Raw genomic sequence first — 2103 nt, forward strand, 5'->3', positions numbered from 1 at the left:
AAACAGCATAAATATTTTGTTTCTGTATCTCTGTTTGGTCATTCAATATCTTAACCAACTTCCCTGCTTCTAAATCCTTAGCAATTAAGAATTCTGACAAACAACCAATACCCGCACCTTGCAACAGTAAACTTCTTATGACTTCGCCATTGGTGCTACTCATTTGTGGTGTCATCATATAAAGCTCATCACCATCATAAATTGGCCAACGATTCAATTTGATCAATTGACTAAAACCAATGCACTTATGTTTCTTTAATTCTTTAATATCTTTTGGCATACCATGCTTCTCAATATAATCAGCACTTGCCACAATATGTAATTGGCTTTGCATCAAGAGTTTTGCATGCAAACTTGAATCCTCTAAATTACCAACTCTAATTGCTAAATCTACTTTCTCTTTCAAAAGATCAATAATATGCTCATGGTTGCTTAATTCGATTGTGATATCAGGATACAGCTCCGTAAACTCCACAATTAATGGCGTTAAAATATGCAAAACAACTGGTGTTGCTGCATCAATTCTAATCTTTCCTGATAAATCAATGTCAGACTGTAAAACAGCATCCTCCGCTTCCATCAATTTATCTATAATTTCTCGAGCATATTGCAGAAATAATTCGCCTGCCTCTGTTAATTGGAGCATTCTCGTTGTGCGCTCTAATAGCGTGATATTTAACTTCTTCTCCAGCCTTTTGAGCGATCGGCTCACCGCAGATGTTGTTTGTGATAATTGCACAGAAGCATCCACAATAGAGCCCGCCTCAACAATGGTTATGAATGTCTGTAATTCATCAATCGTTGCTTTCATAAGTTCCTTTATTGATTTTTATTCAATAATAAATTGCATTTTCATGACTTTATCACAACAAGGATCATCTCTACAATACATGCAATATTTATTGAAAGAGAGAACTTAAGGAGTTTTTTATGACAGTGCCAAAAATTGGTTTAGGTACATTCCGTTTAGAAAATGAAGTAGTTAAAACATCTGTGACAAATGCACTTGAGCTAGGTTATCGAGCTATTGATACTGCACAAATTTATGGCAATGAAGCTGCGATTGGTGAAGCAATTGCAGAATCTAGCATTAATCGTGAAGATTTATATCTCACAACAAAAATTTGGGTGGAAAATTTAAGCAAAGATAAAGTGATTACTAGCTTAAAAGAGAGCTTAACAAAGCTTCGTACTGATTACATTGATTTAACTTTGATCCACTGGCCATCACCTAACCATGCAATCAGCGTTAAAGAAACCATGTTAGCTTTAATGGAAGCAAAAAAACTAGGATTAACGCGTGAAATTGGCATTTCCAACTTTACTGTTGAATTAATGCAAGAGGCCATTGATACTGTTGGTATTGAAAATATTGCAACCAATCAAATTGAATTATCACCATTTTTACAAAACCATAAAGTTGTAAATTGGGCAAAAGCTCATGATTTGCACATTACTTCATATATGACTTTGGCTTATGGTAAAGCACTCAAGAATGAAATAATCCAAGCGATCGCACATAAACACAATGCAACAGCTGCACAAGTGATCTTAGCTTGGGCAATGCAATTAGGTTATAGCGTTATTCCATCATCCACAAAACGTGAAAATTTAGCGAGTAATCTACAATCAACAATATTAAAATTAGATCAAGATGACATGCTTAAAATTGCCACTTTGGAATCGAATGATCGCTTAGTTAGCCCAGAAGGCTTAGCACCAGAATGGGATTAACTAAAAAAGGATAAACAATGAAAAATATTTTAATCATTAACGGTGCAAAAACTTTTGCCCATTCCAATGGTCAATTGAATAATGCCCTCACTGAGCTTGCCAAAGCACACTTGGAAGCCAAAGGCTTCAATATTCAAATCACAGTTGCAGATCAAGAATATGACCCCAAAGAAGAAGTGCAGAAATACCTTTGGGCAGATGTTGTAATTTATCAAATGCCAGGCTGGTGGATGGGCGAACCTTGGACTGTGAAAAAGTATATTGATGATGTATTCACTGAAGGACATGGTACATTATATGCTAGTGATGGCAGAACACGTTCTGATCCTAACAAAAAATATGGTTCAGGCGGGCTAATTCATGGCAAAA

General features: G+C 35.7%; 3 protein-coding genes. 2 read left to right on the forward strand and 1 reads right to left on the reverse strand.

Translation table 11 applies throughout. From position 1 onward, the window contains the following. On the reverse strand, nt 1-811 hold an 811-nt coding region (locus BZK14_RS07555), incomplete at its 3' end, for a LysR family transcriptional regulator (RefSeq protein ID WP_077925918.1). 119 nt (nt 812-930) lie between these two features. Here BZK14_RS07555 and dkgB point away from each other — a divergent pair. Beyond that, nucleotides 931-1734 carry a 2,5-didehydrogluconate reductase DkgB gene (gene dkgB / locus BZK14_RS07560; RefSeq protein WP_077925919.1) on the forward strand — a complete coding sequence of 268 codons (804 nt, stop codon included), beginning with the start codon at nt 931-933 and terminating at the stop codon, nt 1732-1734. A 17-nt stretch (nt 1735-1751) separates the two neighbouring features. Next, nucleotides 1752-2103, forward strand: a 352-nt coding sequence (locus BZK14_RS07565) for an NAD(P)H-dependent oxidoreductase (RefSeq protein ID WP_171973670.1), incomplete at its 3' end; no start/stop codon positions are given.

Origin of the sequence: Wohlfahrtiimonas larvae (assembly GCF_002006755.1) — a bacterium.
GTDB lineage: Bacteria > Pseudomonadota > Gammaproteobacteria > Cardiobacteriales > Wohlfahrtiimonadaceae > Wohlfahrtiimonas > Wohlfahrtiimonas larvae.